This is a genomic window from Octadecabacter algicola (assembly GCF_021532625.1).
Classification (GTDB): Bacteria; Pseudomonadota; Alphaproteobacteria; order Rhodobacterales; family Rhodobacteraceae; genus Octadecabacter; species Octadecabacter algicola.
Window position 1 is genome coordinate 1,097,859 of the sequence record NZ_JAKGAR010000001.1, and the last position, 22,065, is coordinate 1,119,923.

Genomic DNA, 22,065 nt, shown 5'->3' on the forward strand with positions numbered 1-22,065 from the left:
GACAGGATACCGATGCAAGACACACTCATTCTCACGACATTGCTCTTGGGGGCAGCTGTGGTCGCCGTGCCGATGGCCGCGCGACTTGGGCTTGGATCGGTGCTTGGCTACTTGCTAGCGGGGGTCGCTATTGGTCCCCTGTTGGGGGCAGAAGCCGCAGAGCTTCAACATGTTGCAGAGTTCGGCGTCGTGATGATGTTGTTCCTAATCGGATTGGAATTGGACCCACGCGCCCTATGGGGGATGCGGCACCGACTGATCGGGCTTGGCGGCCTGCAAATCGGCCTAACGACATTGTTGCTGATGTTGGGGTTCATGGCCTTGGGGCAAGCGTGGCAAACCGCTCTGGCGATTGGTATGATCTTTGCGCTGTCCTCAACGGCGATCGTCCTGCAAACCCTTGATGAAAAGGGCCTTATGCAAACGAGCGGTGGGCGGAATACGTTTTCGGTTCTACTGACCCAAGACATTGCCGTGATCCCCATGCTGGCGTTGTTGCCTCTCTTGGCATTGCGTTCGCCGGTTGTAATGCAAGACGACGGTTCTATGGCGCTCGGCAGTGACGTAGACGACGCCGCACATCACACAATCAGCCTTGTTGACGGTCTCCCTGCATGGGGCGTGACGCTTGTGACAATTGGTGCGGTCGCGTCTGTCATCCTCGTGGGTATTTTCCTTACCCGCCCACTGTTTCGCTATATCCACCACGCGCGCCTGCGTGAAATGTACACCGCTTTGGCCCTGCTTATGGTGGTGTCGATTGCTGCGTTAATGAGCCTTGTCGGGCTGTCTGCTGCTTTGGGCACGTTTCTGGCTGGCGTGGTCCTTGCCAATTCGGAATTTCGGCATGAGCTGGAAAGCGACCTTGCCCCGTTCAAAGGACTGCTCCTTGGGCTGTTCTTTATCACGGTTGGGGCTGGGATTGATTTCGGCACCCTCTTCGCCGCACCAGTTCGCATATTCGGCATTACAATCGCCATGATGCTGACCAAGGGCGCGGTGCTCTATCTACTGGCACGGATATTCGACCTGCGCGGCCGTGCACGTTGGTTGTTCACCCTTGGCCTGGCGCAGGCTGGTGAATTCGGTTTCGTGTTGTTGGCGTTTTCAGAACAGCAAAACGTCATCGGAACGGCGCTCAGTGCCGAATTGCTGCTGATCGTCGCGCTCTCTATGTTGATTACACCCCTGTTGTTTATTGCCTATGATCGCCTGTCCCACCGCATGGGATCGGATGCCAAGGAACCGTATGAAGAAGACGACATTGACGAAAAAGGACCGGTAATTATCGCCGGGATCGGGCGTTTCGGACAAGTCGTGAACCGCCTTGTGCAAGCCAGCGGCTACAGCACTGTGGTGCTCGATAGCGATTTGAATACTGTGCAATTGATGCGCACGTTTGGATTCAAAGGGTTCTTTGGAGACCCCACGCGCCCTGATATCTTGCACGCAGCGGGCATTGATCAGGCATCGGTCCTTGTCGTCGCTCTGGATGGCAAAGCCTCGGCGGTGAATCTCGTGAGATATGCCCGCACACACTATCCCGACCTGCATATTGTAGCGCGGGCGCGTGACCGTGTTCACGTTTACGAACTCTATGCGGCGGGCGCGAACGATATTGTCCGCGAATTGTTTGATGGATCATTGCGGGCGGGCCGCTATGTGTTGGAGAACCTCGGGCTATCAGATTACGAGGCATCAGAGGCGGAGATGGCGTTCTACCACCATGACCGCGCTACCCTGCGTGACCTTGCAGAAGTCTGGGACCCCGACATCCCGATTGCGCAAAACAAAGCCTATGTCGAACGCGCAAAGGCCGCGAATCGCGATCTAGAAACGCAATTGGCGCAAGCGTTGGATGAAACAGAACGCAATCAGAGCCGTCTAGGTGGTCGCGCAAAACGACCCAATGAAGACTAACCTGCCGCGACGCCAGCTTCGGCGAATGTTGCCATGCCAGAATGACAGGCGATTGCAGATTTAAGAACGCCAATCGCCAAAGCCCCACCGGAGCCTTCTCCTAACCGCAGCCCCATAGACAGGATTGGTGGTTTTCCCAAAGCATCCAAAAGACGGCCATGTGCACCCTCTGCGCTCAGATGGCCCGCCATTGTGTGATCCAATGACCCTTCAACAGCTTTTTCCAACGTGGCGGCGGCGGCTGAACAAATGAAACCGTCCAAGATCACTGGAATACGATGATGGCGCGCCGCGGCAATTGCGCCAGCCATTGCCGCCAATTCACGCCCACCGAGGCACCGCAAGGCCTCAAGCGGATCACTTAAGTCATGAAGGGCAAGTCCGCGATCAACAACATCAATTTTGCGCGCCAACCCATCGTCATCAACGCCCGTGCCGCGCCCGACCCAGTCTTGCGCTGTGCCACCTAGAACAGCCGCAGCGACAGCCGCAGCCGACGTAGTGTTGCCGATACCCATTTCACCTGTCACGAAAAGATCCGCGGTTGGATCGACGGCGTTCCACCCAGTCGTCAGAGCGGCAATCACCTCGGCTTCGCTCATTGCGGCCTCAACTGTGAAATCTTTAGTCGGCGTTTCCAACTCCAGCGCATGAACATCCATTTTTGCGCCATTGGCCTTTGCCAACTGATTGATCGCGGCCCCGCCATGTTCAAAATTTGCCACCATCTGCACAGTCACTTCCGGCGGAAACGCAGAAACGCCCTGAGCGCAAACACCGTGGTTACCTGCAAAGATCACAATCTGAGGCGCCTCGATGCTAGGGCGGTCCGTATCACGCCAGCCCGCATACCAAATCGCAAGCTCTTCCAAACGGCCCAACGCGCCCGGAGGTTTGGTCAGTTGGTTGTTGCGGTCCTTTGCCCCTGCAATTGATGCCATATTTGGGCCTGTCGCTGCCTCTAACGTGGCGCGGAATTCGGAAAGTGTGGTGAACGGTGCGGTCATGACGTGGCCTCATTGCAAATTTGTGCCTCACTCTCTACCCAATGGAACGGAAATGACCAGACAGGAAACGGCCCGATGACACCTAAGGACGACACAACGCCCCTTTTCACGGTTGGTGACCTGTCCGCTGCGTTGGGATTGTTAAGCCGTCTGCCCGTTCCCGTGAACACAGAGCTTGCAACATCTCGCGGGGGGGCAGCCGCTTGGGCCTATCCTATCGCAGGCTTGGCTATTGGGGTGATCGCATGCTTCGTTGGGCAGGTCGCGCTTTGGTTGGGGCTACCAGCTTCACTGGCGGCGGGGCTGATCGTTGCATCATTTGCCATTACTACGGGCGGGATGCACGAAGACGGACTGGCCGACTGCGCAGACGGGTTCTGGGGGGGATGGGATAAAATCAATCGCCTGAAAATTATGAAAGATAGCCACACAGGCGTTTACGGCGTCATCGCGTTAGTGCTCGGCCTTGGCTTGCGCTGGCAGGCGGTTGCGCTGCTTCTTGTGACACCTTTTTGGCCAGCGTTGATCTGTGTTGCCATGCTAAGTCGTGCGGCGATGGTTCCGATGATGGCCCACCTGCCCCATGCGCGGACCGAAGGGCTGAGCCACTCTGTGGGCCGCCCGCAACCCGCCACAGCTTGGTCGGCCATGGGGATCGCAGGGATTGCGGCCCTCATTCTTTTGCAGCTTGCAGCACTATGGCTGCTAATCGCGACCCTGATGGCGACACTAGCTTGTGCGCAAATTGCACGCGCCAAGGTCGGTGGCCAAACAGGTGATGTCCTTGGCGCGACGCAACAAATCACAGAAATTGCGGCCCTTTTGACGCTCGTTGCAGTGCTGGCTTAGGTTCTAAAGCCCGCAGTCGAGTGCCGTTGCCAGTCGCTCGGGCGTAAAGCCCCCAAGCGATTGCACCTGCCATTCTTCGTCAAACCGGATCACCATAAGATCGCTCCAATCGGCATCTGCTGTGATCATTTCCGGCCCGGTTCCACAATCCCGCATGCCGCTGGAAAAGAACGCATCGCCAATCCGGTGGTTCGTTAGCCCTGACACTTCGGTATCAAGGCTTAAGCCCGCGCCATCCCATTCGAAAATGCGCAGAGTTTTTGCCAAATGGGGACGATCTACGAAAGCCACTTCGACACGCCCATCTCCGTCGAAATCCGCAGCGGCCACGGGGGCCAACCAACGGTTGGACCGACCGATATGCGCCGTTTCAGCAACTTTGCCAGTCTCGTCATAAACCGCCAATGACCCGCCACGCGCCATATCTGTCTCAACCACGACCACTTCGGGTTCACCATCACCGGTGATGTCCCAAAGACGCGGTGTCAAATCCTCAAATACATGATCACTTGGCAATGTGACACGATATTGAATGCGGTTGTTGCCGTCACGGGTCTGGATGACGAGCTCAGAATATTCAATCGCGTCACCCAAAACGCCATGGGCATATCGCTCTGTCGAGCCCGCGAATTCGGCCCCGACAATCTCTTGGCTTGCCGTTTGTGAGGCTGCCCCTAGGCACAACATCACCCCCGCGCCGCGCACGAGCCCTGTCAGAGGTCGCAATGGGTGACGCGGCGCCATTTTATATCTGCTTTTCAGGCATACGAACGATCAGACCGTCCATATCATCCGTAACTTTCAACTGGCATGTAAGACGTGATGTCGTGGCATCCGGCTCAAAGGCAAAATCCAGCATGTCTTCTTCCATCGCGTCTTTGGCTGGAATCTTTTCGACCCATGCCGGATCTACATAGACGTGGCACGTCGAACAGGCGCAAGCGCCGCCGCAATCGGCTTCGATACCGGGGATGCCATTATCGCGGGCACCTTCCATAACGGTCAAACCGTTTGCCACGTCCACGACGTGTTCTGTTCCGCTATGTTCGATGTATGTAATCTTTGCCATTCTGTTGGCCCTTTTCAATCATTCCGTTGCCCATAGATAGGCGGCGACGCGCCCGCCTTCTAGCCCATTTGCGCGAAATTGGTGGCGGATACGACACCATTACCGCTCATTTTTGCGTCATCGGGGCTGTGTGCTTTGTAAAAAGGCGAAATCGCGCTAACACGGCTCAATTATAGGGCGCAAAGACCCATAGGCAGAGCAGATGCAAACATCACTGATCCAGCGTTATCGCATGCCCGCCCGTTTCAGCGCGGTGTGTTCGGTTGCCTTGATCGTAGGGCTGTCAGGCTGTGTTGAAACGCCGCCTACTCGTCTAGATCAAACCCCAGCGGATCACAGCATCGGGCCACTCGAAACGCCCGTGGTCGTGGACTCCAACATCGGCACTTGCTTTGCGCGCGACACGACTCCCGCCATCATCGAGACAGTGACCGAACAGATCATGGTTCAACCTGCTGTCATGCGCAGCGACGGCAGTGTCGAGCAACCCGCCGCATTCCGTACAGTGACGCGTCAACGCATCCTGCGGGAACGCCGCGAGGTCGAGTTCGAGACGCCTTGCGATCACGTTCAAACGCCCGAATTTATCGCCTCGGTGCAACGTGCTCTTGTCGCACGAGGCTATCACCGCGGCACGATTAACGGGACAATGGATGCACGCACAATCTCTGCCATTGAACGATTTCAGGCTGACCACAACGATGTCCACACAGGTGTCCTAACCCTAAAAACGGCGTATGCCTTGGGATTAGTCGCCCTGCCGCGCGACCAGCTTTAAACGAAAAAGGGCGTCCCATTGGGACGCCCTTTCGTTCTAGACTGACGTCTAATTTATTCGAGGCCAAGTGCTACAAACCGTGGCGCGCCGTCACGACGAACCAGCAACAGCAAAGACTTGCGACCTGCGTCTTGGGCTTCTTCCACACGGGCTTCGAAATCAACGATCCCTGTGATTGGTTGTTGTCCAGCTTCGGTAATCACATCCCCCGCCAACAGGCCTTTGGTCTCGGCTTCGCTGTCCACCTCGACTTCGACAACTACAAGACCGCTGCCCAACTCAATGCCCATTTCTTCAGCCATTTCAGGTGAAACCTCAGACAAGGTCATGCCAAGCATGTTGGTTGTGTCAGGTTCACCTGCTTCCGGTGCATCATCTGGGAAGGCAACTGATTCAGCTGTCTCACGACGGCCCAATACGACCGTTAGATCGATCATTTCACCATTGCGCAGTGTCGCAACGGGGACTTCTTTTCCAACAGGACTGTTACCAACGATCTGAACCAGTTCGCGGGTGTCTTCGATATCAACTCCATCGAATGTCAGAATGATGTCACCGGCCTCCATGCCCGCATCTTCCGCAGGACCAGCGGGAACATCCGTTACCATCGCGCCGCGTGCTTCATCCAGCCCGTCAATCGCATCAACCATATCTACTGTAACGTCCTGAATGCGAACGCCCAACCAGCCGCGGCGGGTCTCGCCGAATTCTTGCAACTGATCCACGACGTTGGTCACAACAGAAGACGACATCGCAAAACCGATACCGATGCTGCCGCCGTTAGGTGACAGGATTGCAGTGTTCACGCCGATCACGTCACCGTCCATGTTGAACAATGGTCCACCAGAGTTACCTCGGTTGATCGCGGCATCTGTCTGGATGTAGTCGTCGTAGGTCCCCTGAAGGGACCGGTTGCGCGCCGAAACGATACCCGCAGACACAGAGAACCCCTGCCCCAGCGGATTGCCCATTGCCATGACCCAATCGCCAACACGAGAGCCCGCGCCATCACTGTCGCCAAAGCTGACGTATTGCAGAGGCGTGTCATATTCGACCTTGAGAACCGCAATATCGGTGTTCGGGTCCGTTCCGATCAGCTCGGCCGGCAGAAGTTCGGACGGCTGTCCATCACCGGGGAAGAATTCGATCTCGATCGAATCTGCTCCTTCAATGACGTGGTTGTTCGTAACGATGAATCCATCAGCCGAAATCACAAATCCTGACCCCAATGCGGATGAGCGACGTTGGCCGCCATCGTTATTGTCATTGAAGAAGTCTTCAAATGGCGACCCTTCGGGAACAACGCCTTGCGGTCCCGTCCGGCTGGCGATCACCGTGCTGGTGGTAATGTTCACAACCGATGGGCTGACTTGTTCAGCCAACTCAGCAAAGGTCGCAGGGCGGTTTTGCGCATCAACCGGAACAACCGTCGCAACGGCAAGCGCCATACCGACCAACAAAGCACCCAGCCATTTTTGGCGACTATCTTGTTGTGTTTGGGCACGCACGGCGGCCTGTGGGTGTGATCTCTTTGTCATCTGCACAAAGCGTCTCCTTCTTGAAACTTTAACAAGGGCGCGCGCGCCCGTTGACATAGAATGTAGGTACGTAAGCGCTGGACGCAACGGCAAACACGTAACCGTCACCGAGACGTGAGCAGTCATCGGCCAAAAGTCGCGTCTATCCCAATGCGCCCAGTGCTGACGCCAACCATAACAACGCTACTCCCGCGCAAAGCGCGGCAAACCCGACGATCCGCCGCGCTTCAAGCGGCATGGCTCGCAGCGCCGCAAGCATGTCTTCCACAAGCGAAGGGGCCAGTGCGTACACCAGCCCCTCTACGATCAGCACCAGCCCGAGGGCTAGGATGACTATTCCGATCATTACTCGGTCGCACCTGTAGGTGAACGCAGGTAATCAAAGAATGCTTCCGGTGGCGACATGACCATCCGCGCATTCCCTGTTGCCAGACCTTCACGGTATGCCTCCAGAGAGCGGTAGAATTCAAAGAATTCAGTGTCTTGCCCATAAGCCTCTGCGAAAATCGCGTTGCTTGCCGCGTCGGCTTCACCCTCAGTAATGCGCGCTTGACGGCTGGCGTCGGATTCAAGTTCAACCACGGTACGATCCGCTTGCGCGGTGATCCGTGTCGCGGCTTCGCGGCCACGTGCCCGTTCGTCCTCAGCCTCTCGCTGACGTTCTGAAACCATCCGCAAGAATGTACGTTCAAGGTTTTGGCTAGGCAGATCAGTCCGTTTCAAGCGCACGTCAATCACTGTCAGACCCAAGGAATTGGCCTGAGTAATTGCACCGTTACGGATGCGTAGCATCAATGCGTCACGGTCCGTGGACAAGATGTCACCAGAAGAAACCGAGCCCAAAACCGCACGTGTTTGGGCGTTCAGGATACGTTCAAGACGTTGATCCGCGACTGCAATCGCTTGATCACCACCGGCACCTGTCGCCTGACGGAACAGTTCAACATCGGAAATCCGGTAGCGGGCAAAGGCATCCACGATCAAACGACGGTCATCGTTTGGAATGACTTCCTGAGCGGCCATATCAATTGAAATGATCCGGTCGTCATAGGTCACAACCTGATCCATCATTGGAATACGGAACCCAAGACCTGGATCTTCTTTAATCTGAACCACGCGGCCAAATCGAAGCACGAGCGCCTTTTCACGTTCATCCACGATAAAGATAGAGCTGATGACAGCAGCCAAGAAAATGACGATCACTGGCAGAATATAAAGTGACTTATTCATCAGTTCGACCCTCCTGTTGATGGGCTACGCAGTTGGTCAAGAGGAAGATACGGCACAACGCCGCCCCCGCCTTCGCCGCCTGTTTCGTCAAGCAAGATAATGTTGCCAGAGCTAAAGACATCTTCGACCATTTCTAGATACAGACGCTGACGTGTTACATCAGGTGCCTTTTGGTATTCCTCAAGAACGGAAACAAAACGCGCGGCTTCACCTTCAGCTTCGTTCACCACGCGAGCGCGGTACCCTTCGGCATCTTCAAGAATTTGCGCGGCGTTACCACGTGCGCCAGCTGTTTCACGGTTTGCATAAGCATCCGCTTGGTTTTGTAGCTGGATGCGTTCTTGTTCAGCATCCTGCACGTCACGATACGCAGCCAGCGGCGAAGTCTTTTCTTCGACACCGTCAATGTCCGTCGTAAGTACTTGGGTTGCGGGTGGATCGGCAGCACCAAGGTTGATCCGCACGATGTTCACGCCAGAATCGTAGCTGTCGAGCGTTTCTTGAGTTAGTTCCTGCATCCGTTGTTCGATGCTGTCACGATCTTGGTTCAAGTTCGCCAGCTGAGATTGCGCGATGATTTCTCGCATAACGGACTCAGAAACCGCCGCGATTGTTTCTTCTGGCTCAGCTAGGTTGAACAGGAACTGATCGGGGCGTGTGATGTTCCAAACAACTTGGAAATCGATATCGACGATGTTTTCGTCGCCTGTCAGCATCAAACCGATATCACCCTCGAGCATACGCAACACGGACGGATTGTCGGACAGTTCTTGTGGAACAGGGTCTTCACCGATGTTGATGACTTGTTCGCGTGTCACCTGAACGATCTCGTATGTGACCAATGGCCACGGGGCAAAGTTCAGGCCACTGTCGCCGATACACGGTTCCATACATTCGCCAAGGAACAGCTCAACCGACTTTTCTTCGGGACGAACCGTATAAAAGCTAGACGCGGCCCAAAGGACGACTGCGCCTAATACACCAAGACCGATCATGCCACGGCTGACTTGTGGACCACCGGCCCCACCGCCACCACCGCCGCCGACGCGACCACGGTCATTGCCACCGCCCATCAGAACACGCAGTTGGTCCTTGGTTTTATTGATGATTTCATCAAATTCAGGGATTTGCGGATCGTTCGGTGGACGTTGCCCGCCATTGCGGTTTCCGTCCCCATTTGGTCGGCGACGGTCATCGTCGTCCCCGCCATCATTGCCTCCGCCCCCCCAGGGGCCGCCGTTGTTTCCAGCCATTAAGCCTGTCTTCCCTTGTTGCGACCCATTTCCTCCGGGTCATATTCATCTTGTCTATAAGTGTGCTTTTACGCGCAAAGTTCAAGCAGTTCGCACGGGATCGCGCATTGTCACAAGTTCCTCACTGATCGTTGGGTGAACCGCGCAGGTCGCATCGAACTGTTCTTTGGTTGCCCCCATCTTTACAGCAATGCCCGCAAGCTGGATCATTTCACCCGCATGCGGGCTAACGATATGACACCCCAGAACCTTGCGCGTAGCCTTAGATACAACGAGTTTCATCAACACGCGATCGGGCCGTTCTGCAAACGCCGTCTGCATCGGTCGGAAGGATGTCGCGTAGATTTCCACGGGTTCCTGTTCGGCCGCCTGTTCTTCGGACAGACCCACGGTGCCCATTTCCGGCTGCGTAAAGATCGCGGACGGGATCAGCTCGTGGTCTGGCTTTGTCGGGTTGCCGTTGAACACCGTCTCAACAAAAGCCATGCCCTCCCGGATCGCGACTGGCGTCAACTGCACACGGTTTGTCACATCGCCAACGGCATAGATGCTTGGAACCTTGGTCTGGCTGTAATCGTCAACGATGATTTCTCCATTGCGGCCCAGTTCAACGCCGACCTCTTCAAGGCCAAGTCCATCTGTGTTGGGCACGCGCCCCGTCGCATACATGACCTGATCGTAAACCGCTTCGGAGCCATTGGTGCATTTGACCCAAATTCCGTCTTCGTGTTTTTCCATCTCAAGGACGTTCGTCCCGAGGTGCAGATCAACGCCCTTCTCGATCATCATCTCGGACACCAACCCACGGGCTTCGTCATCAAAGCCTCGCAAGATTTGTGCACCGCGATAGAATTGGGTCACCTCGACTCCGAGACCGTTGAGAATGCATGCGAACTCGGATGCGATGTAACCGCCTCCCACAACCAAGGTCTTCTGAGGTAGTTCTTTCAGCAGGAAGATGTCGTTGGACGTAATTGCCAAATCTGCGTTTTTCATGTCCGGCAAAGACGGTCGGCCACCAACGGCCACTAGGATATGTTTGGCACTATAAGTTGTGCCATCCGCAAGGGTCACTTCATGTGGGCCGCTGACAGTCGCACGAGAATCGTGAATAGAAACATCTGAATTGCCCAACAGTTTACGGTAAATGCCCTCAAGACGGTCAAGCTCAGCATGAAGGTTTGGTTGGAACTTTGACCAGTCGAACGATCCGTCTTCGACATCCCACCCGTAGGCACGGGCATCGGCAAACATCTCTTGATACTCAGATGCGAAGACCATCAGTTTCTTTGGGACACAGCCACGGATCACGCAAGTTCCGCCCATGCGGAATTCTTCGGCTAGTGCAACTTTGGCCCCTGTTGCAGCAGCGACCCGCGCAGCACGCACGCCACCTGATCCGCCACCAATCACAAACAAATCGTAATCAAAGTCAGCCATTTTGGACGCGCCTTTCTTGGGGGAATAATTTGAAACTTGGTAAATCACAGCACTGCAAGCTTGGCCAGTCACAGTACCGTTCATTGCCCGGTGGTGCAGACCTAGTCGTTCAGGTCCGCAAACAGGTTATCGTTCTCGACAAAATCAATGCGGTCTTCTTCGACAGTTCCCTGATTGATGTCGCGAATTTCCACACGACCATCGCCGTGACCGATCACAACCACATCACAGATGTCGATAAACAACCCATTCTCAACAATGCCTGGTATCTGATTGATAACCAAAGATAACTGTCGCGCGTTCCCGATCCGGTTCAAGTGAAGGTCGAGGATATGGTTTCCCTCATCCGTGTAGAACGGAGCATCGCCATTCATACGTAGGCTGACATCACGGCCCAGCACATCCATGCCGATAAGGGTTTCTTCAACCAATGTTTTTGTAGTCTGCCAACCGAACGGAACCACCTCGATTGGGAGAGGGAAACTGCCCAACGTCTCAACCGACTTGGACGCATCAGCAATGACAACCATTTGATCGCTGGCCGTTGCCACGATCTTTTCTTGCAAAAGAGAACCACCGCCACCTTTGATCAGGTTGAGGTTGCCATCATATTCGTCTGCCCCATCAATCGCGATGTCGAGCCATTTGGCCTCATCCAAAGAAATTACGTCAATCCCAACTTCACGAGCGAGGTCCGCCGTGCGAGTGGATGTCGGGATACCTTGGATTTTAAGGCCCTCTTTTTCGACCATTTCTCCCAAACATTTCACCAACCATGCGGCGGTGGATCCAGACCCGAGACCGACTTTCATGCCATCTTCGACGTATTGAGTTGCCTGTTTCGCTGCTACGAATTTGGCTTTGTCGATGGGGGACAGTTCAGACGGCATGGGGCAGCTCCTGCGCGGGAATAAACACTTCCCGTCTATATACGATGCTCGGACGCGCGGCGCTATGGTTCAAATAGGGCTAATTTACGCAAAGCCCTGCCTATCGGTCGCGTTTGGGCGGGTTGGTACGGCAGGAATGCTGAAACCTTGGGCCATGACAAAGCTAATATTGCATTACGCCCCAGACAACGCATCGCTAATAATTCGCCTTGCGCTTGATCATCTGAACCTGCCGTTCGAGACGGTCTTGGTAGATCGCGCCAGTGGGGCACAGCGCGATCCGGCTTATCTTGCGATTAACCCAAATGGGCTGATCCCGACATTAATCACGCAGGACGGACCAATTTTTGAGACCGCCGCGATCTTACTTTGGTTGAATGATCGGTTCGGGGCTTTGATGCCAACAGATCAACCAGCTCGAACGTCAACCCTTAAGTGGCTGATATGGATCGGCAATAGCTTACACCCAAGCCAACGGATGATGTTCTACCCCGACACATATACCGACGGCGACGCCGAAGACCTGCGCGCGCCCACGCGGCGGCGCATCGCACATCTGCTGACGGTACTTTCCGACGCTGATGACGCCGACTGGCTAGAGAAACCACCATCCGCGCCCTCGTTCTACCTTGCGCCACTCCTGCGTTGGTGTGCGATCTACGGTGGAGATCGCTGGTTCGATTTAGCAGATTATCCGCGCCTTTTCGCCTTTGCGCAGCGGATGGAACAAACTGAACCCGTTCTTCGCGCAATCCGCGCCGAGGGCCTTGGGGACCGGCCATTTACTGCTCCCAAGCCTCCAAATCCACCAGAAGGGAGCGCCGTTTAGATGTTCTTATCCGTGTTCGATATGTTCAAGGTCGGGATCGGCCCGTCGTCGTCCCACACGATAGGCCCCATGGTTGCCGCCGCTCGATTCTTGGACCACCTGCGCGCGCAACCGTTTAAAGTCAGCGGGTTACGGGCCAGTCTTCACGGATCCCTGGCGTTCACAGGTGTCGGGCACGCGACGGATCGTGCAACCATACTGGGCCTCGCTGGATTTCGCGCGGATGATTACGATCGCATCAAAGCAGACGCCGAAATGGCCCGCATTTCGGCTGAGGGTTGGGTCGCCCCTGACGGGTTGGGCCAACTGACGTTTGCCCCAAAAGAGCATCTTGAATTCGACTATGGGCCCAACCTTCCCGGTCACGCCAACGGCATGAAGCTTATGGGGACGGACGCGCAGGGCGATGTGGTCACCGAAGTGACATACTATTCGATCGGCGGCGGGTTCGTCCTGACCGAACAGGAACTTGCGGCAGGCGCTGATAAAGACGACGGCGCTCCGGTCCCATTCCCGTTTAAGAGCGCCGCTGAAATGCTTGAAATGGCGAAACAAAGTGGGTTCAGCATAGCGCAGATGAAACGGCGCAATGAACTCAGCCGACGGAATGCCACGGACCTTGATGCAGGGCTAACTCGGCTTTGGTCAGTAATGAACGACTGCATTGATCGCGGGATGAACACAGACGGCATCTTACCCGGTGGCCTGAACGTCAAACGTCGCGCGAGGGGTATCCATGATGCTCTCAAGGCCGAAGCCGGTGTAAACCTAACGGCACCCCATACGATCAATGATTGGATGTCGACCTACGCCATGGCCGTGAACGAGGAGAACGCCGCGGGCGGTCAGGTCGTCACCGCCCCCACTAATGGCGCGGCAGGCGTCGTACCAGCGACGATCCGATACTACATGGATCATGTGCCAAGCGCGACGGCTGAAAAGATTCCGGATTTTCTGCTGACGGCGGCGGCTATCGGCGGATTGGTCAAATTCAATGCTTCGATCAGTGGGGCCGAGGCCGGCTGTCAGGCCGAAGTCGGCAGTGCTGCCGCGATGGCGGCAGCAGGCCTTTGTGCTGTGCTGGGCGGTACCCCCGAGCAGATCGAGAATGCAGCTGAGATCGCATTGGAACATCACCTCGGCATGACGTGCGATCCCGTCAAAGGGCTGGTGCAGGTGCCCTGTATTGAACGCAACGGATTGGGCGCCATCAAGGCGGTTTCTGCTGCGTCCTTGGCGATGCGCGGTGACGGCACGCACTTAGTGCCGCTAGACGCCGCCATCGAAACCATGCGCCAAACGGGCGCGGACATGTCCGAAAAGTACAAAGAGACCGCTCTAGGCGGCTTGGCGGTGAACGTCCCGAACTGTTGAACCGAGCCGATTGTTATAGAAAACGTCGCTTCCAGGCTGGACGCGTTATGCCCCGACAACCATACCAAGCGGATGACAAAAACATCTCAAATTTCACAAGGCCCAGATCGGGTTCCTCTCGGCATGGCTCTGGTGATCGGGTTCTGCGTGGTCGCCCCCATGCTCGACGTGTGTGCGAAGATCGCGGCTGACGCGATACCTGTTGGCCAAATCACGGCCGGCCGGTTTCTGGTGCAAACTGTGTTGATGTTGCCGGTGTGCCTAATAATGGGTCTTTCCTTGCGGTTGCGTATCGGACTTTGGCTTCCGGTCGCGATGCGCGCGCTGTTTTTGATGCTTTCGACCTACTTCATTATCGCCGCATTACGGTTCATGCCCTTAGCGGATGCTTTGGCGATCGTTTTTGTAGAACCCTTTATCATCTTGCTGTTTGGCAAGGTCATGTTTGGCGAAATCATCGGGCCGCGTCGTTTGTTGGCGGCGGCGGTGGGGTTTGCTGGCTGTTTGTTGGTTATTCAGCCCAGCTTTGTGGCCTTTGGTTATGTCGCACTTTTGCCTTTGGGAACGGCCTTTACCTTTGCCGCCTATGTTCTGAGCACACGGTCTTTGCGCGGGCAGCTGCACCCCGTAGAAATGCAGTTTCAAACGGGACTGGCCGCTACGCTGATGATTGTGCCCCTGTTATGGTTCGCCGATGGACGTGGCTGGGATACTTTTGATCCTGTCTGGCCCCAGGGAATTTATTGGATGTTGATCTTTGGCGTGGGTTTCTTTGCAACGGTAGCCCATATGATGATGACCTACGCGCTGTCGATGGCCCCCGCCGCAACGCTTGCGCCCCTGCATTATCTTGAAATTATCATGGCGGCACTTCTTGGCTATCTGTTCTTTGACGACTTCCCCAACGGGCTGGCTTTGGCCGGTATCTTCGTCATAATGGCATCAGGTCTTTATGTCATTCATCGTGAACGGGTAAACGCCCGCCGGATCGAACTTCCTTCGGCACCGATTTAGGGACGTCTCTCTAGACGCGCACCGTGATCCCCCGTAGCGTAACTTGATGACGTCCCAATCCCCTGATCGCCCGTTTCTTGGCATCTTACTGATGCTTGGCTTTTGTGTGCTTGCCCCGCTTGGCGATGCCACCGCCAAACTATTGGGAGACGAAATGTCGGTGGGTTTCTTGGTGTTCATCCGATTTACTGTGCAAGCTGCGCTGTTGCTCCCGCTCGTTGTCTTATTTGGCTACCCAATGCCAAATGGTCGACGGTTGTTGCAACTGACGGCGCTGCGCACGCTGCTGCATATCGCTGGGATTGGATTGATGTTTTCATCGCTTCAATACCTGCCACTGGCCGACGCGATCGCCATCGCTTTCGTCATGCCATTCATTATGTTGCTGCTTGGGCGGGTATTCTTGGGCGAAGACATTGGACCACATCGGCTGATTGCGTGTGCCGTTGGGTTTTGCGGCACGCTTTTGGTTGTGCAGCCGAATTTTATAGATGTGGGCGCGCCTGCGTTGCTGCCTTTGGGGGTCGCCGTTGTCTTTGCTCTTTTTATGTTGGTAACCCGTAAGATCGCCAAGGATGTCGACCCAATTGGCCTTCAAGCTTTGTCTGGCTTGATGGCCGCGCCCCTGATCGGTGGCGCGTTGCTGTTATTCCCGTCGCTCTCGCTACTGGAAACCGGCGCTGTTTCGGGGACTGCATGGTGGTTGCTGTTGTGGCTGGGCGTGTTGGGCACCCTCGCCCATCTGTTAATGACGTGGAGCCTGCGGTTCGCGCCTTCGGCCACATTGGCACCGATGCAGTATCTGGAAATCCCGATTGGAACGGTAATCGGTTATCTGGTGTTCCGCGACCTCCCTAACGGGTTGGCGGCCATGGGCATCGGCATCACGATTGCTGCTGGGCTTTACATTATCTTGCGCGAGCGGGCCATCGCACGGACCCTTGCAAAAGCGCCTGCACCGTAAGTTCCAGCGCGTCACGAGGCAAAATCAACAACAATTTCGGTGCATCGGGCCGCAAAGTGACGGGTCCATCCGCTTTGTTTGACGTTCCGACCCGTCCATCCGGAGCCAACCTCAGCCCATCCGTCGGCCAGTGTAGCCCCTCACTCTCGCATCCGACATCAGCCATCGGAAAAAGCGAGACCAGTGACCCCACATCCAAATCGAGCGTTAGTTCGGGTGGACACAGCAGCGCAAACGTTTCTTCGCCAATCAAAATAATCGGACGGTCAGGATACCGGACCATAACAGTGAGGGACGCCAATTCATGATCTAGTCGGGCACCACTGAACCCCACGCCGAGAACCAAGGGGGCCTCGATGTGGCGCAGCGCTTTATCCAGATCAGTGCTGTCTTGTTCGGGAATATGGTGCAGTACTTCTTTGAAGGCCTGCTTACTCGACTCGGAAATCGAATCCATGTCGCCCACAACTGCGGCAGGCTGTAGTCGCTCTGACAGGGCAATATCCGCTCCACCGTCAGCGCAAACCACAATTTTGCCCCACTTTAAGGCGATAGTAAGGGCACCAGATGCAGGGTTTGCACCACCAATAAGCGTTATTGGACTGGGGTTTGAAACAATTGGCCGGATCACGTTAGATTACCCTCGAGTTGAGAAACTTGCCTTAAAACGGTCACGAAATAATACCCAGTTTATCGCGGTTCTGTTCCGGATTGCGAACCAATTGATGGTAAACAAGGTATCACTGGTTGGTTAGAAAGCGAGCAAACAATGGTTGGAACAAGTAAGATTCTTACCGTCTCATACGGCACTTTCTCGTGCACACTTGAAGGTTTCGACGATTCCTTCAGCACGATGAAAGCTATCGCGGAATATTTCCGCGGTCTGGCCGCTGATGACAGGTATTTTGGTGCGGAGCCCCCCACCCCTGATGCAGATATGTTGGCAAAAATCGCAGAGCGTGAAATTTCACGCCGCGTAGATGCTCGCATGGATGATGGCGAAATCGTTCTTCGGGCCACAGCCCTGAGCGATCAGTCTAAAGGCGACATGTCCGTCACCGACGCAGATGCCGACGATATTGCTGAGCGCACTGCTGAGGCAGAAGCCGCCGCAACCGCAGAGGCCAAAGCAGAAGCCGAAGCAAAGGCCGCCCGTAAAGCCGCGAAAGCGGCCGCCAAGGCCAAACGCAAGGCGGAGAAAGCTGCGAAGGCAAAGGCGAAAGCTGAAGCGGAAGCCGACGCAAAAGCCGAAGCCGACGCAAAAGCCGAAGCCGACGCGAAGGCAGAGGCTGATGCGAAAGCCGAAGCCGATGCAAAGGCAGAGGCTGATGCGGCAAATAAACTAGACGAAGACACCTCCGTTTTGGAGTCCGTAAGCTCTGCGACAACAGACGAGGCGGACACGGCACATGGGTCCGATGTCGAAGAAACACGCGATAGCGCGCTGTCTTCTATGCTCGCGATGTCCAATCCAGCGCCCGAAGCAGACGTGAGCGAAACGGTAACAGTTCCGGCGCACCCTGACAGCGAAAGCGTTGCGGCGAAACTTCAGCGTATCCGCGCTGTAGTTGGCCAGTCGCCCGATACCTCTGCCGCTAATGATCACACGGACGATTTGACGGAACCGTTCTTGCCAGATGCGGACGACGCATCTGCGATTGAGGACGGCGATGCAACCGACGCGCCAGACATGATTTCCCGTGTGATGGCACGCAATACTGACGACGCAGAAATCCTCGACGCCCCTGTACAGCCTGAAGCACCACGTGCCCGGGTTGTCCGGATGAAACGTGCGGATTTCGAAAAAGCGATCGCCGAAAATAAGGAACCAGAAGCAGAGACACCGACAGGAACAAATTTTGCCCTGTTGGACGGCGCTGACGATTTGGATGAATACCTTGAAGACAGCGACTTTACGGACACTGACATCAAAGAAGATGCGGACCTTGATGACGAGCTCGCTGAAGATCTGAAGGCGATCCATGAAGATGTGATCAATGACGATGATACGGGCACAATTGATGCACCTGTTGATGACGTTGAAATTGCCGAAGAAGATGAGGCTGAGGTCGACAGCTTTGAAGCTGATGCAGAAGATGATGCAACGGACGCCGATACGACAGACGTTGATACCATGGACGCCGATACCACGCTAAGCAGTGCGATTTTGGGCGTCATAGCGGACCAAGACGAAGATGCTGTGGAAAGCGACGTTGAAGACAGTGTCGAAACTGCTGTCGAAGACGCGCCTGCCGCTTCTGAATTCTTCACCGAGGAACCACAGGTAGATGACTCCGCCTTGGATCGTTTGATGTCTGAAACAGACGCTCAGATGCAAGAACCCGAAGGCAGCCGTCGCCGCGATGCTATCGCACAGCTAAAGGCCGCTGTCGCAGCCAAAGAAGCTGCACGCATGGCTGGTGAGGATGACGACGACGACCAAGACGTCGAAAACGCATTCCGCAACGACCTCTCTGAGGTTGTTCAGCCAGAAAGCAGTGCGATACGTCCACGTCCGGTTATCCGCGACAAGACTCGCACTGAACGCCCTCGCCCTGCTCCGTTGAAACTGGTTGCTGCCCAGCGCGTCGACCTGCCTGAGACTGAACAACGCGATGGTCCGGTTGTCCCGCGCCGTGTTACCGCCCGTAAGGACGACGCACAGCAACAGCAGCCACAGGCCGCCGGCTCATTTGCTGAATTCGCAGAAAACATGGGTGCGTCTGAATTGCCGGACCTGTTGGAAGCAGCAGCAGCTTATACGGCCTTTGTTGAAGGTGCGGATGAATTCTCTCGCCCACAGATCCTGCGCCGTGTGCGCACTGTGGCCAGTGATGAATTCAATCGCGAAGACGGGCTGCGCAGCTTTGCGGACCTGCTCAAGGCGGGTCGATTTACCAAAGTGCGCAATGGTCGTTTCCAAGTGGCCGATGACAGCCGCTTTAACCCTGAGAAGCGCGCAAGCTAATCTCTTGAAATAAGAACACAAACGGCGCGTCGGGACATCCCGGCGCGCCGTTTGTGTTTGAGAAGCCCTCTTGGCAGTAAAGGGCTCAGATCAGCCACAAGTTCCTGTGGAAACCGCGCCGCGCAGCGGCTCCGCTAGGATCGTGTCAGGCGTCAGGGTCCGCTTGGCCAATGCCCTTAAAGACGAACTTGAACGGAAAAGCCCAAAGAACCCCAAGCCCCACATAGATCGCAAAGTTCACCCAGAATGGGGGTTGATCCAACGGGTCAGGGAACAGCGTATTCATCACCGTCACCGCGATCACCAAGTAGGCAGGTAGCCCAATCAACAAGATCACCAGCGACCAGCGTTTGCGGGCTTTGTGACTTAGCGCCATCAGATCAATCCGCGAACGGGTCAGTGACGAGAATCGTATCTTCGCGTTCCGGAGACGTGGAAACAAGCGCCACAGGGCATTCGATCAGCTCTTCCACACGGCGCACATATTTGATTGCCTGAGCCGGAAGCTGCGCCCAAGACCGCGCACCTTCGGTGCTTTCGGACCAGCCTTCCATTTCCTCGTAGATCGGCGTGCAGCGTGCCTGTGCATCTGCCGCGGTCGGCAAATAGTCCAACCGTTCGCCATCCAGATCATAGCCAACGCAGATCTTCAGCGTCTCGAACCCGTCCAGAACGTCCAGTTTCGTCAGGCAGATGCCCGTGATTCCAGATGTCGCGCAAGTTTGGCGCAGCAACGCCGCGTCAAACCAACCACAACGACGTTTGCGACCTGTGGTGGTGCCAAATTCATGGCCGCGCTCACCAAGGCGCTGGCCATCAGCGTCTTCAAGTTCAGTTGGGAACGGGCCTTCGCCAACGCGGGTTGTGTAGGCTTTTACGATACCCAGAACGTAATCAATCGCCGTAGGACCAAGGCCAACACCAGTCGCCGCCTGCCCTGCAATCACGTTGGAACTGGTCACAAACGGATAAGTGCCGAAATCAATGTCCAGCAGTGCGCCTTGTGCACCTTCAAACAGGATGCGCTTACCGGCTTTGCGTTTCTCGGCCAGCACTTTCCAAACCGGCGCGGCATATGGCAAGATTTTCGGCGCAATCTCTTGCAACTGTGCCAAAAGTTCATCGCGGTCGATTTCGTCAAAGCCAAGACCTTTGCGCAGCGGGTTGTGGTGCTGCAATGCACGATCAACACGCGCCTCGAGCGTGGCTGCATCCGCCAAATCAGCAACGCGGATAGAACGACGGCCAACTTTATCTTCATAGGCTGGGCCGATGCCGCGGCCTGTTGTCCCGATCTTGGTGCCCTTGCTTGCGGCTTCTTCGCGTACGCGGTCCAGTTCGCCGTGGATCGGCAGGATCAGCGGTGTGTTTTCGGCGATCATCAGGTTGTCTGGGTTGATTTCAACGCCCTGCGCTTCAATCGTGGCGATCTCTTTCATCAGGTGCCAAGGGTCGAGCACGACACCATTACCAATGACCGAAAGCTTGCCACCGCGCACAACGCCGGATGGCAAAGCGTGCAGTTTGTAGACCGCCCCATCAATAACCAACGTATGGCCTGCGTTGTGTCCTCCCTGAAAGCGCGCAATCACATCCGCCCGTTCGGACAACCAGTCCACGATCTTGCCTTTGCCTTCGTCGCCCCATTGTGCGCCGACAACTACCACGTTCGCCATTTTGATTCCCCTAAGGTGCCAGAGTAATTCCAGAGTGTTCCAGTGTAAGGTCTGAAAACCCGTGCCCCTCTTAGGGCATCATGCACCGGTGTGAAAGCGGACATTTTAGCGATCCTATGGACAGATCGCCTCGCCCCCGTCATCTTGCGCCAAAACAACGACACTCTGAGGACGATCATGAGCGGTTTTGCACTACGTTGGCTATTCGCATTTATCCTGTTGGCCGCCACCTATAATCCAACCCAATGGAATTACACGTCGTGGGTTATGGAAAACGGCTCTGAAAACCTATCGATTGCCGTTCTGTGCGGGCTTCTTTTGATTGTTGGCTACATTATCTACATGCGCGCCACGATGCGCTCTATCGGCGTGTTCGGGATGGCACTTGTGCTTGGGCTTGTCGGCGCCCTTCTTTGGGTCGCTTATGATCTGGGGTGGCTCAATTTCGAAAACCAAACTGCCAACACATGGATCGGCCTCATCGCCATGTCCATCGTTCTGGGAATCGGCCTGTCTTGGTCCCACGTCCGCCGCCGCCTGTCTGGTCAGGCAGATATGGATGATGTGGATGAGTGAAGGGTCAATTTAGATGACTTTAGCCGCAAAGTAATTCCTAAAATACGTGTGTTTGGGGGCATATCGATAGAGGAGTTTTAAATGGCCAGTATTAAGGATCGCTTCTTGTTTCCGAAATTACGAAAACTGACATCACAATTTGAACAACTCGGCGCACCTAATGCCGAGTCTTGGGCGAAATCTCAGCTTCGCGAAGGATTTGACCAGATTTCACGGGCGACATTGTTAAGGTTTTTCGCTGATAAAACAGTTGAAAATGGTAAAGTACCTCAATATTTTCGCGACGCGGAATCCGTAACAGCTCATGTAAAAAATGCAGTCGATCAAATAGACAAAGCAGGGCTAACTGACGAAGTCGAAACCGTACTGAAGTTGGCGTTATTCAATGCGATGTCTGATGTGATGGTTGTTTTGGATGGGAATGCAGCAATCGAAAACAACCCTGAAGACATAGAAATTGGCCTATACAAACTAGACAGCGAATTCAGTCCAGAAACACAGATTGTCGCACTCCACGAAAGTTGGAGCGAATTCGCTGCTGAATTTCTGGGTAAGGATGTAATAAAGCATTACTGATTAGCTCCGCTTCCGTCTTTCCTGCCAACCTTCACTTCCTACAGGGCCGGAGGTGAGATCGCTTGGGCTCTGAAACTTGCTACCGTAGCTATTAATTCCTTGATAGTATTCTTC

At 55.2% G+C, this 22,065-nt stretch carries 22 protein-coding genes; 10 read left to right on the forward strand and 12 right to left on the reverse strand.

Annotated features, from left to right (window positions below; translation table 11 throughout):
* Positions 1-12 precede the first annotated feature (12 nt).
* Positions 13-1,920: a cation:proton antiporter domain-containing protein gene (locus L0666_RS05365; protein ID WP_235259284.1), complete on the forward strand. Its 1,908-nt coding sequence runs from the start codon at positions 13-15 to the stop codon at positions 1,918-1,920.
* Here the strand turns inward: L0666_RS05365 and cobT are convergent.
* Positions 1,917-2,927 (reverse strand): nicotinate-nucleotide--dimethylbenzimidazole phosphoribosyltransferase, encoded by a 1,011-nt coding sequence (cobT, locus tag L0666_RS05370; RefSeq protein WP_235259285.1) that lies wholly within the window; start codon positions 2,925-2,927, stop codon positions 1,917-1,919. The genes L0666_RS05365 and cobT overlap by 4 nt on opposite strands.
* A gap of 75 nt (positions 2,928-3,002) precedes the next feature.
* Between cobT and L0666_RS05375 the strand changes: the two genes are divergently transcribed.
* Complete coding sequence (locus tag L0666_RS05375) at positions 3,003-3,776, forward strand: adenosylcobinamide-GDP ribazoletransferase (RefSeq protein WP_235259286.1); 774 nt, start codon at positions 3,003-3,005, stop codon at positions 3,774-3,776.
* 3 nt (positions 3,777-3,779) lie between these two features.
* Here L0666_RS05375 and L0666_RS05380 read toward each other — a convergent pair whose 3' ends face one another.
* On the reverse strand, positions 3,780-4,520 hold the full coding sequence (locus L0666_RS05380) for an FG-GAP repeat domain-containing protein (protein WP_235259287.1): 741 nt from the start codon (positions 4,518-4,520) through the stop codon (positions 3,780-3,782).
* Position 4,521: 1 nt separating this feature from the next.
* Positions 4,522-4,845 carry a 2Fe-2S iron-sulfur cluster-binding protein gene (locus tag L0666_RS05385; protein WP_235259288.1) on the reverse strand — a complete coding sequence of 108 codons (324 nt, stop codon included), beginning with the start codon at positions 4,843-4,845 and terminating at the stop codon, positions 4,522-4,524.
* A 202-nt stretch (positions 4,846-5,047) separates the two neighbouring features.
* Between L0666_RS05385 and L0666_RS05390 the strand changes: the two genes are divergently transcribed.
* Positions 5,048-5,623, forward strand: coding sequence for a peptidoglycan-binding domain-containing protein (locus tag L0666_RS05390; RefSeq protein WP_235259289.1), 576 nt, complete (start codon positions 5,048-5,050; stop codon positions 5,621-5,623).
* Between the two features lie 53 nt (positions 5,624-5,676).
* Here L0666_RS05390 and L0666_RS05395 read toward each other — a convergent pair whose 3' ends face one another.
* From L0666_RS05395 to rpiA, 6 genes are all read right to left on the reverse strand, one after another.
* Complete coding sequence (locus L0666_RS05395) at positions 5,677-7,161, reverse strand: Do family serine endopeptidase (protein ID WP_418887972.1); 1,485 nt, start codon at positions 7,159-7,161, stop codon at positions 5,677-5,679.
* Between the two features lie 142 nt (positions 7,162-7,303).
* Positions 7,304-7,507, reverse strand: coding sequence for a DUF2065 domain-containing protein (locus tag L0666_RS05400; protein ID WP_237693197.1), 204 nt, complete (start codon positions 7,505-7,507; stop codon positions 7,304-7,306).
* The gene (gene hflC, locus L0666_RS05405) at positions 7,507-8,391 is read right to left on the reverse strand and encodes a protease modulator HflC (RefSeq protein ID WP_235259290.1); all 885 of its coding nucleotides are present in this window, start codon (positions 8,389-8,391) and stop codon (positions 7,507-7,509) included. Before hflC ends, L0666_RS05400 begins: the two co-directional genes overlap by 1 nt.
* Positions 8,391-9,644: an FtsH protease activity modulator HflK gene (hflK, locus tag L0666_RS05410; RefSeq protein WP_235259291.1), complete on the reverse strand. Its 1,254-nt coding sequence runs from the start codon at positions 9,642-9,644 to the stop codon at positions 8,391-8,393. The genes hflC and hflK overlap by 1 nt, the downstream gene beginning before the upstream one ends.
* Positions 9,645-9,725: 81 nt before the next feature.
* On the reverse strand, positions 9,726-11,084 hold the full coding sequence (gor, locus tag L0666_RS05415) for a glutathione-disulfide reductase (protein ID WP_235259292.1): 1,359 nt from the start codon (positions 11,082-11,084) through the stop codon (positions 9,726-9,728).
* Positions 11,085-11,185: 101 nt separating this feature from the next.
* The gene (gene rpiA / locus L0666_RS05420; RefSeq protein ID WP_235259293.1) at positions 11,186-11,974 is read right to left on the reverse strand and encodes a ribose-5-phosphate isomerase RpiA; all 789 of its coding nucleotides are present in this window, start codon (positions 11,972-11,974) and stop codon (positions 11,186-11,188) included.
* Positions 11,975-12,128: 154 nt separating this feature from the next.
* Here rpiA and L0666_RS05425 point away from each other — a divergent pair, with 154 nt between their 5' ends.
* The 4 genes from L0666_RS05425 to L0666_RS05440 all read left to right on the forward strand — a co-directional run bounded on the left by L0666_RS05425 (position 12,129) and on the right by L0666_RS05440 (position 16,155).
* Positions 12,129-12,803 carry a glutathione S-transferase family protein gene (locus L0666_RS05425; RefSeq protein ID WP_235259294.1) on the forward strand — a complete coding sequence of 225 codons (675 nt, stop codon included), beginning with the start codon at positions 12,129-12,131 and terminating at the stop codon, positions 12,801-12,803.
* Positions 12,804-14,177 carry an L-serine ammonia-lyase gene (locus L0666_RS05430; RefSeq protein WP_235259295.1) on the forward strand — a complete coding sequence of 458 codons (1,374 nt, stop codon included), beginning with the start codon at positions 12,804-12,806 and terminating at the stop codon, positions 14,175-14,177. It begins immediately after the preceding gene.
* Between the two features lie 72 nt (positions 14,178-14,249).
* Positions 14,250-15,191, forward strand: a complete 942-nt coding sequence (locus L0666_RS05435) for a DMT family transporter (protein WP_235259296.1) — start codon at positions 14,250-14,252, stop codon at positions 15,189-15,191.
* 46 nt (positions 15,192-15,237) lie between these two features.
* Positions 15,238-16,155, forward strand: coding sequence for a DMT family transporter (locus tag L0666_RS05440; RefSeq protein ID WP_235259297.1), 918 nt, complete (start codon positions 15,238-15,240; stop codon positions 16,153-16,155).
* On the opposite strand, the gene L0666_RS05445 is transcribed toward L0666_RS05440, so the two are convergent.
* Positions 16,100-16,786 (reverse strand): thiamine diphosphokinase, encoded by a 687-nt coding sequence (locus L0666_RS05445; protein WP_235259298.1) that lies wholly within the window; start codon positions 16,784-16,786, stop codon positions 16,100-16,102. The genes L0666_RS05440 and L0666_RS05445 overlap by 56 nt on opposite strands.
* Positions 16,787-17,008: 222 nt before the next feature.
* Here L0666_RS05445 and L0666_RS05450 point away from each other — a divergent pair, with 222 nt between their 5' ends.
* Positions 17,009-19,123 carry a hypothetical protein gene (locus L0666_RS05450; protein WP_235259299.1) on the forward strand — a complete coding sequence of 705 codons (2,115 nt, stop codon included), beginning with the start codon at positions 17,009-17,011 and terminating at the stop codon, positions 19,121-19,123.
* A gap of 145 nt (positions 19,124-19,268) precedes the next feature.
* On the opposite strand, the gene L0666_RS05455 is transcribed toward L0666_RS05450, so the two are convergent.
* Both L0666_RS05455 and L0666_RS05460 read right to left on the reverse strand, forming a co-directional pair.
* A complete protein-coding gene (locus L0666_RS05455) occupies positions 19,269-19,499 on the reverse strand; it encodes a DUF2842 domain-containing protein (protein WP_235259300.1) in 231 nt (76 codons plus the stop codon).
* A 4-nt stretch (positions 19,500-19,503) separates the two neighbouring features.
* A complete protein-coding gene (locus L0666_RS05460; RefSeq protein ID WP_235259301.1) occupies positions 19,504-20,799 on the reverse strand; it encodes an adenylosuccinate synthase in 1,296 nt (431 codons plus the stop codon).
* Between the two features lie 177 nt (positions 20,800-20,976).
* On the opposite strand from L0666_RS05460, the gene L0666_RS05465 reads away from it, so the two are divergent.
* Together L0666_RS05465 and L0666_RS05470 are read left to right on the forward strand one after the other, a co-directional pair.
* The gene (locus L0666_RS05465; RefSeq protein ID WP_235259302.1) at positions 20,977-21,375 is read left to right on the forward strand and encodes a DUF6524 family protein; all 399 of its coding nucleotides are present in this window, start codon (positions 20,977-20,979) and stop codon (positions 21,373-21,375) included.
* Positions 21,376-21,456: 81 nt separating this feature from the next.
* Complete coding sequence (locus tag L0666_RS05470) at positions 21,457-21,951, forward strand: hypothetical protein (protein WP_235259303.1); 495 nt, start codon at positions 21,457-21,459, stop codon at positions 21,949-21,951.
* Positions 21,952-22,065 lie beyond the last annotated feature (114 nt).

Coding starts and splice junctions, on each gene's coding strand:
- L0666_RS05365 (WP_235259284.1), top strand. CDS start 13: ATGCAAGACACACTCATTCTCACGACATTGCTCTTGGGGGCAGCTGTG.
- cobT (WP_235259285.1), bottom strand. CDS start 2,927: ATGACCGCACCGTTCACCACACTTTCCGAATTCCGCGCCACGTTAGAG.
- L0666_RS05375 (WP_235259286.1), top strand. CDS start 3,003: ATGACACCTAAGGACGACACAACGCCCCTTTTCACGGTTGGTGACCTG.
- L0666_RS05380 (WP_235259287.1), bottom strand. CDS start 4,520: ATGGCGCCGCGTCACCCATTGCGACCTCTGACAGGGCTCGTGCGCGGC.
- L0666_RS05385 (WP_235259288.1), bottom strand. CDS start 4,845: ATGGCAAAGATTACATACATCGAACATAGCGGAACAGAACACGTCGTG.
- L0666_RS05390 (WP_235259289.1), top strand. CDS start 5,048: ATGCAAACATCACTGATCCAGCGTTATCGCATGCCCGCCCGTTTCAGC.
- L0666_RS05395 (WP_418887972.1), bottom strand. CDS start 7,161: ATGACAAAGAGATCACACCCACAGGCCGCCGTGCGTGCCCAAACACAA.
- L0666_RS05400 (WP_237693197.1), bottom strand. CDS start 7,507: ATGATCGGAATAGTCATCCTAGCCCTCGGGCTGGTGCTGATCGTAGAG.
- hflC (WP_235259290.1), bottom strand. CDS start 8,391: ATGAATAAGTCACTTTATATTCTGCCAGTGATCGTCATTTTCTTGGCT.
- hflK (WP_235259291.1), bottom strand. CDS start 9,644: ATGGCTGGAAACAACGGCGGCCCCTGGGGGGGCGGAGGCAATGATGGC.
- gor (WP_235259292.1), bottom strand. CDS start 11,084: ATGGCTGACTTTGATTACGATTTGTTTGTGATTGGTGGCGGATCAGGT.
- rpiA (WP_235259293.1), bottom strand. CDS start 11,974: ATGCCGTCTGAACTGTCCCCCATCGACAAAGCCAAATTCGTAGCAGCG.
- L0666_RS05425 (WP_235259294.1), top strand. CDS start 12,129: ATGACAAAGCTAATATTGCATTACGCCCCAGACAACGCATCGCTAATA.
- L0666_RS05430 (WP_235259295.1), top strand. CDS start 12,804: ATGTTCTTATCCGTGTTCGATATGTTCAAGGTCGGGATCGGCCCGTCG.
- L0666_RS05435 (WP_235259296.1), top strand. CDS start 14,250: ATGACAAAAACATCTCAAATTTCACAAGGCCCAGATCGGGTTCCTCTC.
- L0666_RS05440 (WP_235259297.1), top strand. CDS start 15,238: ATGACGTCCCAATCCCCTGATCGCCCGTTTCTTGGCATCTTACTGATG.
- L0666_RS05450 (WP_235259299.1), top strand. CDS start 17,009: ATGAAAGCTATCGCGGAATATTTCCGCGGTCTGGCCGCTGATGACAGG.
- L0666_RS05455 (WP_235259300.1), bottom strand. CDS start 19,499: ATGGCGCTAAGTCACAAAGCCCGCAAACGCTGGTCGCTGGTGATCTTG.
- L0666_RS05460 (WP_235259301.1), bottom strand. CDS start 20,799: ATGGCGAACGTGGTAGTTGTCGGCGCACAATGGGGCGACGAAGGCAAA.
- L0666_RS05465 (WP_235259302.1), top strand. CDS start 20,977: ATGAGCGGTTTTGCACTACGTTGGCTATTCGCATTTATCCTGTTGGCC.
- L0666_RS05470 (WP_235259303.1), top strand. CDS start 21,457: ATGGCCAGTATTAAGGATCGCTTCTTGTTTCCGAAATTACGAAAACTG.